Consider the following 14,955-nt stretch of genomic DNA (forward strand, 5'->3'; position numbering starts at 1 on the left):
CCCGGCAGAAGCCGGAATGGGCTGCGACGACAACGCCGGCGCCATGCCGGCGTTGTCGTTCTCGGGGTCTGCAAGGGGGCGTTACACACGGCCGCCAGCTACGCAACGCCGACGCGGGCGTCCTCGGCCGGGAATCGTCACTGGCTGCACGCGTAGCCGGGTGCGCGCGCGACACGCGCTGGGTGCTTCGCGAGCTGCTGGGACCGCTACGTCGAAGACGCTTGATGCTACTGCGTGGCGGCGTCGATGGCGTTGCGCTGCGCGTCGGCTGCCTGGTCGCTGGCGGCCTGCACGGCGCGCGCCTTGTCCAGCGGCTGCTGGATGTGGTCACGCAAGGCCGTGGCCTGCGGATCGGGCTTCTGATCGGTTGGCGCGGGCTGCGGGCGCTGGCACCCAGCGAGCAGCAAGGCAGCGATCGCAGCAAGCATCCAGGGCAGTTTCATCGTCATGATCTCGCTCGGTGTGGCGGTATCCTAACGCCGCTGCTGCAGCGCTGCGTCAATGCGTGGTGCCGGCCGATTTCCGTGTCTTGAGAGGATCACCTACGTGACGATGCACCGCTGGCGGCTGGATGGACAGACCGCGCTCATCACCGGTGCCAGTGCCGGTATCGGCCTGGCCATCGCGCGCGAACTGCTCGGCTTCGGCGCGGATCTGTTGATGGTGGCACGCGACGCCGATGCATTGACCCAGGCGCGCGACGAGCTGGCCGACGAGTTTCCCGAGCGCGAGTTGCACGGTCTGGCGGCCGATGTCTCCGACGACGAGGAACGCCGCGCGATCCTGGACTGGGTGGAAGATCACGCCGACGGCCTGCATCTGCTGATCAACAATGCCGGTGGCAACATCACCCGCGCCGCCATCGACTACACCGAGGACGAGTGGCGCGGCATCTTCGAAACCAATGTGTTCTCCGCCTTCGAACTCTCACGCTATGCGCATCCGTTGCTGGCGCAACATGCGGCCTCGGCGATCGTCAATGTCGGCAGCGTCTCGGGCGTGACGCACGTGCGCAGCGGTACGCCCTACGGCATGACCAAGGCCGCGCTGCAGCAGATGACGCGCAACCTGGCGGTGGAATGGGCGCAGGACGGCATCCGGGTCAATGCGGTGGCGCCGTGGTACATCCGTACGCGGCGCACCTCTGTGCCGTTGTCGGATCCGGAGTACTACGAGCAGGTGATCGAGCGCACGCCGATGCGCCGGATCGGCGAACCCGAAGAAGTCGCCGCCGCGGTCGGTTTCCTGTGTCTGCCCGCCGCCAGCTACATCACCGGCGAATGCATCGCGGTGGATGGCGGATTCCTGCGGTACGGGTTTTAGCCTCATCGGCACACGACTGCGGCCGCTGTCAGGCGGCTGCGGCCGATGTGGCAACGGTGTGTAAACGAAAAGACGCTTCAACACAGAAGGGCGCTTGATCCGCAACGCGCGCAACCGGAGGATCCCCGGGTCGGCGCGGGATGCATCCCTTCCCCCGCATCGCGGGGGAAGGTGCCCGAAGGGCGGATGGGGGTATCGGTGACGCGCAGGCATGACGCACTTGCTATCGATCGCCTTCCTGCACGCAGCCCTGCAGAGTCAGTCAGGGCGCGGCCGAGGGATTGGCGCAGCGGCTTTCGTCCAGGACCCGCCGCATCTGGTCGTAGCGCTGTTTGCGCTCGGCCGCTTGGGCCTGGTCGGAGAAGCGCCAGGTCGACTCGGCCTGCTCGGCGCGTTTGCGCCAGGCCTCGCACAGGCTCTGGTCCGGCACCGGTGCGCAGCGGTCGGTGACCACCTCGCAGGCGGTCCCGCCGCCGGTTGCCGGCCCGCCGGCCAGGTTGGTGGTCTGCATCGGCAAGCAGCGCGTGGCCGGTTCGCGGTCTTCGGTGAAGTAGCGGCCGTTGTCGTGCGCCGTGCATTCGAACAGCGGTGGCGGTGGCAGGGTGCTGGTGGGGGGCGGCGCCGGGGCTGCCACCGGCCTGGCGGGTGCCGCAGCAGGAGCGACAGGCGGCGTGGGGGCCGCAGCTGCGGGACGCGCCGGCGCCGGGGCCGGCGATCCGCCCGGCGCAAACGGCACCGCCGCCGGAGCGGTCATCAGCTTCTTCTGCTGCTGCATGCCCTTCGGGCACGGCATGTTCTGTACCGTGAGCGCGCCGCTGGGATCGGTGCAGCGATAGATGGCCACCTCCTGCGCCGCGCTGCCCGCTACCCAGGCCACGACCAGCAGGCCGAACAGCCGTACGCGCCTCATACGCCGCCGCAATCGCGTTGCTGGCGCGCCTCGATGCCGCGCTGTTCGCGGCTGAGTTCCACCCGCTCGCTCTGCAGGGCGCTGTTGTAGCGACGGATCAGCTCCCAGCGACGATCGGCCAGGCGCGCGCACACTTCCTGCTCGGGAAGTGCATGGCACTCGTCGCGGATCTGCACATTGCCGTAGGGAACGATGACCGTGCCGCCATAACCGCCCTGGTAACTGCCTTGATAGCCACCCACAGACGCGTCCGTGCCGAAGCTGACGTTGCCGCGCAGGCCACCACCGCGGGCGGAGCCGCCCTGCAGCGAGCCCGCCGGGCGCGGACTGACCGGTAGCGGCGGTCGCTGGATGCCGGCCGGCGGACGCGCGGCGATGCCATGGCCCACATAGGCAGGGCCCCAGGTCGGAACCCAGCGCGGGTTTCCTTCCGGGCTGTCGCTGGTGTAGCGCTGGCCGTCTTCGGTGGTGCACTCGTACATCGGCTGCGGCGGTTGCACGGTGACGATGCGGACCTCGCGCGTGGGGGGCGCGGCGACCGGAGCCGGTGCCTGGAGACGTTGCGGACGTGGCGGCGGATCCTGCGGCCGCTGCAGGTCCAGCACCTGCTGGCGGCCACTGCTGCACGGCGCGTCCTGCAGGGCAACCGCACCGGTGCTGCCCACACAGCGGTAGACCCGCACGTTCGGGTCCGGCCTGGCGGCGGTGTTCGCTGCCGAAGCGGGCAAAGCACAGGCCAGCAACAGAAGAGTCAGGGAAGTGCGCATGGCCGGAGTGTGCGCGCTTGGCGGGCGCGCCGCAAAGTGTGCAGGCGCAGTTGCGGCGCAGTGGATGCGGTGTGGCCGCGTCGTCGGCAACGGTGGCCCGGCCTGGACAATGCCGACGGTTGCCTGGGAGCGACCGCACGATGTGGCCGGGCGCCACGGCGGTTCGGCCCGGGCAACGTTCCGTTCAAAAGGTCGCAGGGTGCCGCGCCGCGCGCGCTCGCAGACGCGGGCCAGGTGCCGCGGCGGGCGTGTTCGCCAGTCTCTCGCCGGCCTGGGGGCAGTGGCGACTGCGCATGGGCGAGCGCGGGGAACAGGGGCGGTGATCAGGATCGCGGCGCCAGCGCGGGCATGATGCGGCCTGGCGGGGCCCTCTCAAGACGAGCGCTGCCCGGGCCTGGCCGGGCGCTGGATGGGGCTGGAGCGGCGTCAGTCGCGCAGGATCTGGCCGCTGCGCGCGTCGCGGATCGTGGTGGGCTGGGCCAGGCCGCCGACATCGCCGGCGACCACGCCGTCGATGGTGGTCAGCAGGGCCGGGTCCAGGGCATCGCGGCTGCGTGCCGGCGGCTGCCCGGCAAGATTGGCGCTGGTGGACACCAGCGGCGCCCCCCAGGCCGCACACAGCGCGGCCACGATCGGGTGGGCGCTGATGCGCACCGCCAGCCCGTCGTGGGTACCGGTCACCCAGCGCGGTGCGCGGGCGGTGATCGGCAGGATCCAGGTGTTCGGGCCGGGCCAGCTGGCCAGCACGGCCTGTCTGCGTGCCGGCTCCAGCGCGTCCAGGTCGACCCAGTCGCGCAGCTGCGCCACGTCGGAGGCCACCACGATCACGCCCTTGTCCACCGGACGCCGCTTGATCTCCAGCAGGCGCAACACCGCCGCTTCCTGAGCCGGGTCGCAGCCCAGCCCCCAGACCGCTTCGGTGGGGTAGGCGATCACGCCGCCCTGGCGCACGACGACGGCAGCGCTGTCCGGGCTCAGCGTACGCTCCATGCGGTCGCTCAGCCTGCGCTCTTCTTGACCACGCGCTTGGCCGCCTTCTTGGCCACGGTCTTCGCCGCGGCCTTCTTGGCCGGCGCTTTTTTCGCCACCGTCCTGGTGGCAGCGGTCTTGGTCGCGGTCTTCTTGGCGGCCGTCTTCTTCGGCGCCGAATCCTTGACCACGGTCTTCTTGAGCGCGGCCTTCTTGGCGCCGAAGCCCTTGCGCACCGGCTTGCCGGTATCGGCCAGCAGCTGCTGCACTTCCGCAAGGCTCAACGACGCCGGCTCGCGATCCTTCGGGATCTTGCCATTGAGCTTGCCATCGCTGATGTACGGGCCGAAGCGGCCGTTGAGCACCTGGATGTCGCTGCCGTCGAATTCCTTGATGACGCGGTTGCGCGCGATCTCTTCCTTCTCTTCGATCAGGAACACCGCGCGTGCCAGATCGATGGTGTACGGGTCGTCTTCCTTCTTGAGCGAGGCATACACGCTGCCGCGGCGCGCGAACGGGCCGAACCGGCCGATCCCGACGCTGACGTCCTGCTCCTTGTCCTGGCCGAGCAGGCGCGGCATCTTGAACAGTTCCAGCGCATCCTCGATGGAGATCGAATAGATGCTCTGGCCCGGCCGCAACGAGGCGAAGGTGGGCTTCTCTTCGTCCTCCACGGTGCCGATCTGCACCATCGGGCCGAAGCGACCGATGCGCGCGCTCACTTCCTTGCCGCTGGCCGGATCGGTGCCGAGCACACGCACGCTGCCGGCATCGGTCTTGTCCAGCGAATCCTTCTTGTCCTCGACCAGTTCCTTGAACGGGCCCCAGAACTTTTCCATCAACGGGATCCATTCCTCCTCGCCGCGCGAGACCGCATCCAGGTCGTCTTCGAGCTTGGCGGTGAAGTCGTAATCCACGTAGCGGGTGAAATGCCCGGCCAGGAACTTGGACACGGCGCGGCCGACGTCGGTGGGGCGGAAGCTGCGGCCCTCCATCTCGACGTACTTGCGGAACTGCAGGGTCTGGATGATCGAGGCGTAGGTGGACGGACGGCCGATGCCGTATTCCTCCAGCGCCTTGACCAGCGCCGCTTCGGTATAGCGCGGCGGCGGTTGGGTGAAGTGCTGGTCGGTGACGATGCGGTCCAGCGGAACGTTGTCGCCGGCCTTCATCGGCGGCAGCTTGCGTCCTTCGTCCTCGTCCTCGCTGCTCTTGGTGTCCTTGCCTTCTTCGTAGACGGCCAGGAAGCCGGGCACCACCACGGTGGTGCCGCTGGCGCGGAAGACGTGCTCGCTGCCCGCCGACAGGTCCACGCTGACGGTGTTGAGCGTGGCCGGAATCATCTGGCAGGCCACTGCGCGGCGCCAGATCAATTCGTACAGGCGGCGTTCGTCCTCGGACAGGAAGCGCGCCACCTGTGCCGGCGTACGCAGCGCGGAGGTCGGACGCACCGCTTCGTGGGCTTCCTGCGCGTTCTTGGATTTGGTGGTGTAGACGTTGGGCTGGTCGGGCAACGAGGCCGTGCCGTAATCGCGCGCGATCACGTCGCGGATTTCGGCCAGGGCGTCCTGCGACAGGTTCACCGAGTCGGTACGCATGTAGCTGATCAGGCCGACCGAGCCTTCATCGCCCAGCGCCACGCCTTCGTACAGCTTCTGCGCCACCTGCATGGTCTTGCGGGTGGTGAAGCCGAGCTTGCGCGAGGCTTCCTGCTGCAGCGTGGAGGTGGTGAACGGCGGGGCGGGGCGACGCTTGCGCTCCTTGCTGGCCACATCGGTGACATGCAGCATGCCCTGCGCGGCCTGCTGGATGCGCAGCCGCGCCGCCTCGGCGGTGTCGCCGTCGGTGACGGTGAACTGCTCGAATTTCTGGCCGTCCAGCTTGATCAGGCGCGCATTGAAGGCCTGCGAAGGATGTCGGCAATGCGCATCGATGGACCAGTATTCGCGTGCGACGAAGGCTTCGATCTCTTCCTCGCGCTCGACGATCATGCGCAGCGCCGGCGACTGCACCCGCCCGGCCGACAATCCGCGCTGCACCTTGCGCCACAGCACCGGCGACAGGTTGAAGCCGACCAGATAATCCAGCGCGCGGCGCGCCTGTTGCGCGTCCACCAGGTCGCCGGCGATCGCGCGTGGCTTGGCCATGGCTTCCTTGATCGCGCGCGGGGTGATTTCGGTGAACACCACCCGCTGCATCGGCTTGTCCTTGAGCAGGCCGCGTTCTTTCAGGATCTCGGCGATGTGCCAGCTGATCGCCTCGCCCTCGCGGTCCGGGTCGGTCGCCAGGAAGATGTCTTCGGCGCCCTTGGCCGCACGCGCGATGGCTTCGACATGCTTCTCGTTCTTCTCGATCAGGTCGTAGCGCATCGCAAAGCCGTTCTCCGGATCGACTGCGCCCTCCTTGGGAACGAGATCGCGCACGTGCCCATACGAGGCCAGGACGGTGAAGTCCTTGCCGAGGTATTTATTGATCGTCTTGGCCTTGGCTGGCGATTCGACGATGAGCAGGTGCTTGGGCATGATGGCAAATTCTTGGGGCAAGGCCCGGGGGGCGGGTAGCGTGGCCTAATTGGCCGGTCGAGGGAAGCAGATCGGCCGTTTCCCACATGGTGACGCCCGGGGAGGACTCCCGGGCGTTCAGGTCTGTTCCTAGAAAGATCACGGCGGACGCCGCCGTGTCAAGCGGCCGGGGCCGCGATTGTCAGCTGTTGCCCATTCCGATCGCTGCCAGCATGAACGACAGCACCACGAGCGAGAACAGCAGCAACAGCCCGTAGATGATCAGCACCACGATCGAGACCGTATCCAGGCCCTTGGACTGACGCTCCGGGTGATCGGTGAAGGCCCAGCGGTCCACCACCAGGGTATCGCAGACCTTGTCGTGCGGCGCCTGCTTGCGCTGGCTCATCCCGGCCATGAAGGCCGTCACGATCAGGCCGATGCCCAGGGTGAGTACGCTGATCAGCATATAGGCCACGTAACGCAGCAGATTGCGCCAGAAGCCGGCCCGCGCGCCGCCGCTGTCGGCACGGACCACTTTGATGCCGCAGGCGAGCTTGCCCAGGCTGGCCTGGAGCCGGCTGGACTGCATCCAGGCGAAGTACACCGTCGGAATGGCCAGGCCGATGCCGTAGGACAGCACCAGCAGTGCGATGCCGAGTGCGTTGCCATCCTCCAGTGCCGAGCTGGCGTCGCTCATGCCGGCCCCGATCGCAATCACGAACACCAGCGGGATCACGATCAGGTACGCCGCGAAGGTGGTCACCAGGCTGTCCAGGATGCTGGCGGCCACCCGCCGCCACAGGCCGGCATAGACCACCGGAGCATCGTGCGCGGCAGCGGCAGCGGCAGCGGCGACGGGGGACGCGACGGTCGGGCTGTCCCAGGCGCTGGGCAATGGCCTGCCTGCCGGCGCCGGGGCCGCCTGAGAGACCGCCGCGCCCGTTGCTGTCGCCGTCGTCGGCAGGACCGCATCGGCTGCACCTACCGACGCGGTGGGCCACGCCGGGGCGTCCGCCTCGGGCGCTGCGGAGGAAGACCACGGCTGCCCGCCTGGCGTCTGCGGCGCGGTTCGCAGTCGCTCGTCCGCTGCATCCAGGGCAGCGGCGGGCGAGGTCTCTGCCGGCGCGGCAGGGGTATCGGCCTCAGGGGCCGATGGCCCGCGCGAACCGGCTCCGGCGAGCTCGGGCGATCCCGTCCAGGTCTGCGGCCCGGCTTCCCCAGCCGGGGCGCTCTCCAGCGACGCGACAGCCGGCCGTGCCGGATCGGCGGCCGCGGCCGTCTCGTGCACGGCGTGCTCGTCCACTGCGTGGGCTGGCACCGGCGCATCGGCTGGCGGTGGGGGCGCTGCCGCTCCCGGCGCGTCGAGGTGCAGTTCGGCAACGATCTCGCCCAGGCTGACCCACTGCGGCAGGCCTTCCCGCCAGACCAGGCTGGAATGGTCGACGATGCCCTGCGACAGGCGCGTGCGAAGCGTGTCCGTGTCGACCGGACCCTGGCGTTGCCGCTGTGCGTCGGCGTAGTACCACTGCGTCATGGATGTCCCCTTGGCGATGCGATGTGGGTGGTGCGGTATGCGTGCCGTGGCCGATCAGCCGCGGCAATTCGGTGGAAGCTGGCGGTCGTCGATATCGGAGCTGCAGGTCCAGACGTCGGCGTCGGCATCCAGGTCCAGCCATACCGTCTTGCCGTCGATTCTCGGCGAATCCGGCGCTCGCAGGATCGCTTCGATGCCGCACTCGGTGGTCTGGAAACGGCCGATGTGGACGCTGGCGAACGCATTGGAGGCATAGTGTTCCGGTGCCGGGAAGCCGGCGTCGCCGTTGACCGGGCAACGGCCTTCGCTGGCGAGAAAGGTGGCGATCTGCGGTTTCAGCGGCGCCAGGTCGGCCACTGCCTGGGTGACCCTGGCACGGGCCAGGTAGTCCTGGTAGGACCGCGCGGCGATGGCGGCAAGCATGCCGAGCACGGCCATGAGGAAAAAGCCGCCGATGATCGCGATCAGGGTCAATACCAGCGGCCAGCCCGCGCCTCTGGCCGACGGGTAGGGCGGCGTGGCAGCAGGATGGGGGTGCCAGGCGCCCGGTGCCCCCATCGGCAGCGGTGGTGGTGCCGGGGCGGCGTGCAGATCGGTGGAGACGGGCGGGCCGAGCATGTCGGCGCAGGCGGAGAGCGGCCGCCACTGGTCCAGCCCCTCACGCCAGATCAGCGTGTCCAGGGCGATCTGGCGTTCGCGATACAGGTCCAGCAGGACCCCACTGTCCACCGGACCACGCCGCTGGCGGTTGCCCTCGGCGTAATACCAACTGCTCATCCCCATTCCCTCGCGCGCGTCCGTGGCGCCGTCGACCCTCAGTGTACGGGTTCAGGCTCGTCCAGGAACATTTGGGTTTCCATCCAGGCGTAAGCCGCTTCCGCGCCAGGCTGGTTGAACAGCACCATCAGGACCACCCATTTGAGATCGTCCAGGTCCAGTTCGTCCTGGTCCAGGGCCATGGCGCGGTCCAGCACCAGCTCGCGCTGGTCGGCGTCGAGGATGCGGTGTTGCTCGAGGAACAGCAGAAATCCACGGCAATCCACATCGAGCTTGTCCAGCTCCGGGCCGTGATAGATGCGTACCGGTCCGTCGACATGCGGGCGCGCGACGCTTGGCCGCTGCTCGGAAAGCGCGTCCAGCCAATCGAAGGCCTTGCTGATTTCTGCGGGGCTGAAGCCGGCCTGGATCAGGCCGTTCTGTAGCGAGTCACGGTCGCGGACGAGGTCCGCATCTTCGCTGAAGTAATGTTCGAACAGGTACAGCAGTACATCGAGAATGCTCTCTTTCATTGCCCTCGGCCTGCGTCGCGCGACGCTGTGGAGGTGAAGAAACTAGGGATTGCGGGTGTAGCGACCGTGCTCGGCAACCACGTCTCCCTCCAGTTCCATGATGAGCAGCATGGAGGACAGCGCGGCAGCCGTCAATCCGGTGCGCTGGATCAGTGAATCCATAGGGGTTGGGTCGTGGCCCAGGGCGTGCCACAAGCGCTGGTAGTCGGGATCCGGGCGTGCGGTGGTGGTACCAGGAGGCGTGTCAACGGTGGTGATGGGGGCGGCCAGGCGTTGGCGCAAGGCCGCGGCCAACTCGCCCGAGAGCAGTTGCAGCCCGTCGATGACCTGGGCGGGCTCCTCGGTCAGCGTGGCGCCCTGCCGAATCAGGTGATGGCAGCCGCGCGCGAGCGGGTTGTGCAGCGAGCCGGGCAGGGCAAACACCTCGCGCCCCGCCTCGGCGGCCAGACGCGCCGTGATCAGCGCGCCCGAACGCATCGCGGCCTCGACCACCAGGGTGCCCAGTGCCAGCCCGGCGATGATCCGGTTGCGGGCCGGAAAATGCGCCGCCACTGCGCGGGTGCCGGGCAGGTATTCGCTGACCACCGCGCCACGTGCTGCGATACGGTCGCGCAGCCCCTGGTGATGGGCGGGGTAGCTCAGGTCGGGCCCGGTACCGACTACCGCTACGGTGATGCCGCCAGTCTGGGCCAGCGCGGCTTCGTGCGCGACGGCGTCCACGCCGGCCGCCATGCCGCTGATGATGCCCAGCCCGGCGCCGGCCAGGCTGGAAGCGAACGCGCGGGTGTGGTCGCGCCCGCCTGCGGTGGCCGAGCGGCTGCCGACCACGGCCACGCCGGGATGCCAGAGCGCAGTCGGATCGCCATCCACGAACAAGGCCAGGGGCGGATTGGCGATGTGACGCAGCAGGGCGGGGTAATCCGGATCCTGCCAGCCGATCAGATGATGCCCGGGCTGCGTGCACCAATGCAGGGCGTCGTCCAGGGGCTGCGCGTCGGGGGCCTGCAGCCGGGCGGTCTGCAGGTCGTCGCAGCCGGCGGCGCGCCAGGCCTGCGGCCCGGCCGCCAGCAGCGCGGTGGCCGTGGAGAAGCTTTCCAGCAAGGCGCGGCGCGGTGGGCTGCGGCCGCCGGCCAGCAGCACTACCAGCAAGTCGCGGAGGTTGGCGGCGGTCTGGGTCATGCGCTCAGCCTGCCGCGCGAACGACGACGGCGCCCTAGGGCGCCGTCGCGTTGGTGTATCGGGGGTTTCGCTTACTGCGCGTCGGGATGTTTGACGAAGTAGCCCAGGCCGGTCGGCTTGACGCTTTCCATCACCAACGCATAGCTGACCTTGTCGTAAGTGCGGAACACCATCGCGTGCGAGGCGTACTCGTCCGGCAGGCCGACGGTGGAGCCGGCCGGGCCGCTGAAGTCGTCGTCGGTGCGCGAAAAACGCGAGTGCTTGACGCGGTCGCTGACCGTGCGGCCCTTGCGCCAGATCGAGAACACCGTGCCGTTGTTGATGCCTTCGCGGGCACCGCCGGATATGGCGATCACATCGCGGGTACCGCCGACGATGAAGGCATCGGAGATCGCCAGCACGCGCAGTTCGGTCTGCAGCGCCTGTTCGGACGGCGGGTGCGGGATGAACTGCAGGTCGTACGGCTGTGCTTCCACGGCCACGATGCGGTCGCCGGCGCGCACTTCGCGGCCGCTATCCTGCAGCAGCAGCGTCGCCGCCCTGGAATTGCCGCCTGCCGCGCTGCGGGTGATGGTGCCGACGTTGACCTGAGCCAGCTCGTAGCCCAGCGATTCGCGGCGCGTGCTCGGGGCGATGTAGTTCTTCCAGATGTTGCCGGCGCCGGCCGTGGTGTTGCCGGCCGAATCCAGGTCTTCGTTGTGCTTGGGCAGGCTGAACTTCACGGTCGGCCGTACCACGGCGTAGCGCTGACCCGGCTGGGCGTCTTCCAGGCCGACCACATAGGCGACCTGCCCGGTGGTGGCACGCGTGCGGCCGCCTTCCAGGCCGACCACATACGGCAGCTCGTCGAAGTCCTCGACCACGCGCAGGTTCTTCAGGAACGGCTCGACGTCCGACAGCGGGATGGCATTGATCGGCGCTTCCTGGCGCGGGCCGGGCTGGACCGTGCCCTTGCCGACGCGGTCCAGGTAGGCCAGGCTGATCACGTCGCCCGGATAGATCAGATGCGGATTCTGGATCTGCGGGTTGGCCTGCCAGATCTCCGGCCACAGCCATGGTTTTTGCAGGAAACGCCCGGCGATGTCCCACAAGGTATCGCCCTTGCGGACCACATAGGTGTCTGGATGCTCGCCCACCGCTTGCGCGGCAGCGTAGGTCGCGACGGTCAGCATCGCCGCAGCGACGACCGTACGAAGTCGGTTCAACATGAGTGCCTTCTTGCCTGATTCCCCAACAGGTCCGCGCACTATAGTCCAGAAACCGGGGCGCCACGCAAGCAGTGCGCTAGAATGCCCCCGTCTTGCCGGCGCCGGGCCGGTGTTCCCAGACGGGTAATCGCATGGCTCTGCTCCCTATTCTCGAATTTCCCGACCCGCGGCTGCGCACCAAGGCCGTGCCGGTCGATGCCGCCGAGGTGGTCAGCCCGGCGTTCCAGACCCTGCTCGACGACATGTTTCAGACCATGTACGAGGCGCCCGGCATCGGCCTGGCCGCCAGCCAGGTGGACGTGCACAAGCGTTTCATGGTCATCGACGTGAGCGAGGAGAAGAATGCCCCGCAGGTGTTCGTCAATCCCGAGATCGTCGGCAAGCAGGGCGAGCAGGTGTATCAGGAAGGCTGTCTGTCGGTGCCGGGCATCTTTGCCGATGTCACCCGCGCCGATGCGATCACCGTGCGCTATCTCGATCGTCAGGGGCAGGCCCAGGAGCTGAGCACCGATGGTCTGCTGGCGGTGTGCATCCAGCATGAAATGGATCATCTGGACGGCAAGCTGTTCGTGGATTACCTGTCGCCGCTCAAGCGCGAAATGGTGCGCAAGAAGCTGGCCAAGATGCGCAAGCATGTGGCTTGAGGGCTGGGATTGGGGAGTCGGGATTGGGGATTGGCAAGAGCGGATGTCTGCAGGTCTGTGAGTCCGCTGGTTTCAATCATTCGGTGCGCATCGTGATGCGATCTGTCGTGTGCGTGAGCCGACGCGGTTTCATCCGGTCGGCGTGCGGATGGCCCTGAAAATCCGGATGCGGCAGTGGATGAGCCGTTGCCCGTAGCGGACAGCAAATTTCCGCTTGCGATCGCCGATTCCCGACGCTCGGTAGGTGTCCGATAGCGCCGCCACTCGCATCTGCGCGCACACTCCCGTTCTCCCCTGTCAGCTCCACGTCGTTTCCGCCCTGGCCAGCCCCGCTGTTGCCAATCCCCAATCCCGAATCCCGAATCCCCGCCTTATGAGAATTGTCTTCGCCGGTACGCCGGAGTTCGCCGTCGCCTCGTTGCGCGCCGCCGCGCAGCGGCATGAAGTGGTGGCGGTGTATACCCAGCCCGATCGTCCGGCCGGCCGTGGCCGCGGGCTGACCCCGTCGCCGGTCAAGCTGGAGGCGGTCGCGCGTGGCATTCCGGTGCACCAGCCGCAGACCCTGCGCTCGCCCGAGGCGCTGGCCACGCTGCGCGGGCTCGAGGCCGACCTGATGGTGGTGGTGGCCTACGGGCTGATCCTGCCCAAGGCGGTGCTGGCTGCGCCAACCCATGGCTGCTGGAACGTGCATGCCTCGCTGCTGCCACGCTGGCGCGGCGCCGCGCCGATCCAGCGCGCGATCGAGGCCGGCGATACCGAGACCGGGGTGTGCCTGATGCAGATGGAGGCCGGGCTGGACACCGGTCCGGTGCTGCTGTCCCAGCGCATCGAGATCGGCGAGCAGGAGACCGGCGGCCAGTTGCACGACCGCCTCGCGGCGCTGGGTGCGCAGGTGCTGTCCGACGGCCTGGGGCTGTTGCGCGCCGGCATCCGCCCGGTGGCGCAACCGCAGCCGGAACACGGCGTGACCTACGCGCACAAGTTGGACAAGGCACAGGCACGACTGGACTGGGCGCAGCCGGCACCGGACCTGGCGCGGCGCGTACGCGCGTTCAATCCCTGGCCGATAGCCGAAGCGCAATTGGCCGGCGAGCGCGTGCGCGTGCACGGTGCGGTCGCGCTGGAACTGGCCCACCAGCAGCCGCCGGGCACCCTGCTGGCGGCCAGCAAGCAGGGCATCGATATCGCCTGCGGGCAAGGCGCGCTGCGGGTGCGCGTATTGCAGCGCGAGGGCGGCAAGGCGATCACCGCCGCCGATTACCTCAACGCGCGCCGCGACCTGCCGGCGCTGCGCTGATGGCGGCCGATGCGGTGGCTGCAGGCGTCGCCTCGCGCCTGGTGGCGACGCGGGTACTGACGGCCGTGTTCGATCAGGGGCGCTCGCTGAAGGCGGAACTGGCCACGGCGCTGCCCGGCCTGGCCGACCCGCGCGACCGCGCGCTGGTGGAGGCGATCTGCTTTGCGGTCGTTCGCCGTCGCCCGGCATACGACGTCGCGCTGCGGCAATGGCTGGAGCGTCCGTTGCCCCCGCGCGATGCCGAGCTCAAGGCCTTGCTGATGGCCGGCTTCGCCCAACTCGACGTGCTGCAGTTGCCCGCGCACGCGGCCTTGTCGGCCAGCGTGGATGCCTGCCGTGCGTTGGGCCGGCCGCGCCAGGCCGGCATGGTCAATGCGCTCCTGCGACGTGCGCAGCGCGAAGGCTTTCCGGCGGTGGCCGACGACGCCGGCTGGCCGTCATGGCTGCGCAAGCAGTTGCGGGCCGACTGGGGCGCGCGCGCCGAAGCCATCTTCGTGGCGAGCGCGCAGATGGCGCCGATGTGGCTGCGCGTGCACCGCGGGCACACCGACCCTGCCGCCTATGTCGCGCAGCTGGCGGAAGCCGGCATTGCCGCGCAGGTCGATGCGCTGCTCCCGGACGCGGTGCGGCTGGAGAGCGCGGTGCCGGTGAGCCAGTTGCCTGGGTTTGCAGAGGGCGTGGTCTCGGTGCAGGACGGCTCGGCACAGCAGGTGGCCGATGCGCTGGCGCTGGACCCGTCGGCACGCGTGCTCGATGCCTGCGCCGCGCCCGGCGGCAAGGCGGCGCATCTGCTGGAACGCCACCCCGGCCTGCAGCTCACCGCGCTGGACGTGGATGCGCGCCGCCTGGAGCGCGTGCAGCACACCCTGCAGCGCACCGTGCCGGCTGCGAAGGTGCATCTGCACGCCGCCGATGCCGCGGACCTGGCCGCATGGTGGGATGGCCAACCCTTCGATGCGGTGCTGCTGGACGCGCCGTGTTCGGCCACCGGAGTCGTGCGCCGGCAACCGGACGTGCTGCTGCATCGCCGGGCCGACGATATCGATGCGCTGTGTGCGTTGCAGGCGCGCCTGCTGGATGCGAGCTGGCGCACCCTGCGTCCGGGCGGGCGGCTGCTCTATACCACCTGCTCGCTGCTGGCACGCGAAAACCAGGCGCAGATCGCCGCATTCCTGCAGCGCACGCCCGATGCGCGAGCGCAGCCGCTGGAGACGCCGTTCGGACATGCGGCCGGTCCAGGGCGGCAACGCTTCCCGGGTGAGCAGCACTGCGACGGTTTCTTCTACGCGCTTTTGCTAAAAGCCTCCTGATCGCGCCGGTTCCGGCACTCC

Annotated in this window: 14 protein-coding genes; 4 read left to right on the top strand and 10 right to left on the bottom strand. The window is 68.8% G+C overall.

The features are described from left to right. Window positions 1-227: 227 nt before the first annotated feature. Window positions 228-443: a hypothetical protein gene (locus tag LL962_RS02055; protein ID WP_104585387.1), complete on the bottom strand. Its 216-nt coding sequence runs from the start codon at window positions 441-443 to the stop codon at window positions 228-230. Between the two features lie 103 nt (window positions 444-546). Between LL962_RS02055 and LL962_RS02060 the strand changes: the two genes are divergently transcribed. Then, complete coding sequence (locus LL962_RS02060; RefSeq protein ID WP_228315722.1) at window positions 547-1,323, top strand: SDR family oxidoreductase; 777 nt, start codon at window positions 547-549, stop codon at window positions 1,321-1,323. Window positions 1,324-1,585: 262 nt separating this feature from the next. Here the strand turns inward: LL962_RS02060 and LL962_RS02065 are convergent, their stop codons facing one another. The 9 genes from LL962_RS02065 to LL962_RS02105 all read right to left on the bottom strand — a co-directional run bounded on the left by LL962_RS02065 (window position 1,586) and on the right by LL962_RS02105 (window position 11,683). Further along, the gene (locus LL962_RS02065; RefSeq protein ID WP_228315723.1) at window positions 1,586-2,233 is read right to left on the bottom strand and encodes a DUF4124 domain-containing protein; all 648 of its coding nucleotides are present in this window, start codon (window positions 2,231-2,233) and stop codon (window positions 1,586-1,588) included. Continuing rightward, window positions 2,230-3,000, bottom strand: a complete 771-nt coding sequence (locus LL962_RS02070; protein WP_228315724.1) for a DUF4124 domain-containing protein — start codon at window positions 2,998-3,000, stop codon at window positions 2,230-2,232. Before LL962_RS02070 ends, LL962_RS02065 begins: the two co-directional genes overlap by 4 nt. Window positions 3,001-3,426: 426 nt before the next feature. Then, entirely contained in the window at window positions 3,427-3,990 is a 564-nt protein-coding gene (locus LL962_RS02075; RefSeq protein WP_228315725.1) for a Sua5/YciO/YrdC/YwlC family protein, read from the bottom strand. A gap of 8 nt (window positions 3,991-3,998) precedes the next feature. Continuing rightward, window positions 3,999-6,491: a DNA topoisomerase I gene (locus LL962_RS02080; protein ID WP_228315726.1), complete on the bottom strand. Its 2,493-nt coding sequence runs from the start codon at window positions 6,489-6,491 to the stop codon at window positions 3,999-4,001. A gap of 181 nt (window positions 6,492-6,672) precedes the next feature. Next, window positions 6,673-8,007: an RDD family protein gene (locus LL962_RS02085; protein WP_228315727.1), complete on the bottom strand. Its 1,335-nt coding sequence runs from the start codon at window positions 8,005-8,007 to the stop codon at window positions 6,673-6,675. A 54-nt stretch (window positions 8,008-8,061) separates the two neighbouring features. Next, on the bottom strand, window positions 8,062-8,784 hold the full coding sequence (locus LL962_RS02090) for a pilin (RefSeq protein WP_228315728.1): 723 nt from the start codon (window positions 8,782-8,784) through the stop codon (window positions 8,062-8,064). A 38-nt stretch (window positions 8,785-8,822) separates the two neighbouring features. Continuing rightward, the gene (locus LL962_RS02095) at window positions 8,823-9,296 is read right to left on the bottom strand and encodes a DUF494 family protein (RefSeq protein WP_003484452.1); all 474 of its coding nucleotides are present in this window, start codon (window positions 9,294-9,296) and stop codon (window positions 8,823-8,825) included. A gap of 42 nt (window positions 9,297-9,338) precedes the next feature. Further along, window positions 9,339-10,475, bottom strand: a complete 1,137-nt coding sequence (gene dprA / locus LL962_RS02100) for a DNA-processing protein DprA (protein ID WP_228315729.1) — start codon at window positions 10,473-10,475, stop codon at window positions 9,339-9,341. A 71-nt stretch (window positions 10,476-10,546) separates the two neighbouring features. Next, entirely contained in the window at window positions 10,547-11,683 is a 1,137-nt protein-coding gene (locus tag LL962_RS02105; protein ID WP_228315730.1) for a LysM peptidoglycan-binding domain-containing protein, read from the bottom strand. A 131-nt stretch (window positions 11,684-11,814) separates the two neighbouring features. Here LL962_RS02105 and def point away from each other — a divergent pair, with 131 nt between their 5' ends. The 3 genes from def to rsmB all read left to right on the top strand — a co-directional run bounded on the left by def (window position 11,815) and on the right by rsmB (window position 14,934). Continuing rightward, window positions 11,815-12,327 (top strand): peptide deformylase, encoded by a 513-nt coding sequence (gene def / locus LL962_RS02110; protein WP_104585367.1) that lies wholly within the window; start codon window positions 11,815-11,817, stop codon window positions 12,325-12,327. Between the two features lie 373 nt (window positions 12,328-12,700). Beyond that, complete coding sequence (gene fmt / locus LL962_RS02115) at window positions 12,701-13,624, top strand: methionyl-tRNA formyltransferase (RefSeq protein ID WP_228315731.1); 924 nt, start codon at window positions 12,701-12,703, stop codon at window positions 13,622-13,624. Then, entirely contained in the window at window positions 13,624-14,934 is a 1,311-nt protein-coding gene (gene rsmB, locus LL962_RS02120) for a 16S rRNA (cytosine(967)-C(5))-methyltransferase RsmB (protein WP_228315732.1), read from the top strand. Before fmt ends, rsmB begins: the two co-directional genes overlap by 1 nt. Window positions 14,935-14,955: the final 21 nt, after the last annotated feature.

The sequence above is a fragment of the Xanthomonas sp. NCPPB 1067 genome, from assembly GCF_020783795.1.
Classification (GTDB): Bacteria; Pseudomonadota; Gammaproteobacteria; order Xanthomonadales; family Xanthomonadaceae; genus Xanthomonas; species Xanthomonas melonis.